Here is a 544-nt window from a genome sequence, read left to right as displayed (position 1 = left end):
AAATTAGGCTCTACGTAAATATTTAATCTTCTCAATGTGTAAGAGTTGTCCACTGCATGAAACTCACGTCTATGCACGTTGTTTAATTCTTCTGCGATTACTTCTGCAGAAGTGTTAACTTCCAATTGTTTTTCACTTTTTAAGAGGATTTGAAACTGTTTCTTTTTAATTTCACCATCAAAATATTGCTCACCCGGAGCAGATGGTATCATCCTAATTGCAATACTTTTACGCGGGGTATTATTCAACCCTATATCTAATATATCGACCTTTACAGGAGCAAACATGATTTCTTTAGATAGAACAGTAGTTAAATGTTTTTTCACTGATTCAATTAACCATTTCATATTTACCCTCCTATAAATTTCGTTTTATTTCGTTTTCTACTATTCTAGCCCAATCGCTTACATGGCGTGCTTTAGCCTCTTCAAACCAAAGCCCCCTAGCATTAGGATTAACATCTTTTGAGAAGTTGTACTGTGGATTATAGTACAAACGTCTTGAATATGGAGTATTCCATTCAATATGACCTTCTCCCGGTCTA

At 34.9% G+C, this 544-nt stretch carries 2 protein-coding genes; both read right to left on the bottom strand.

Going from position 1 to position 544, the window contains the following annotated elements; genetic code table 11:
* The coding region (locus KVT27_RS23580) for a minor capsid protein (RefSeq protein WP_217582066.1) at nucleotides 1-347 on the bottom strand (347 nt) is incomplete at its 3' end.
* A 10-nt stretch (nucleotides 348-357) separates the two neighbouring features.
* On the bottom strand, nucleotides 358-544 hold a 187-nt coding region (locus tag KVT27_RS23575; RefSeq protein ID WP_217582065.1), incomplete at its 5' end, for a minor capsid protein.

This window comes from Lysinibacillus sp. GbtcB16 (assembly GCF_019091145.1).
In the GTDB taxonomy this organism is placed as follows: domain Bacteria; phylum Bacillota; class Bacilli; order Bacillales_A; family Planococcaceae; genus Lysinibacillus; species Lysinibacillus fusiformis.
Note: the sequence above shows the minus strand (reverse complement) of the source record. Positions and strands in the feature narration are given on the sequence as shown.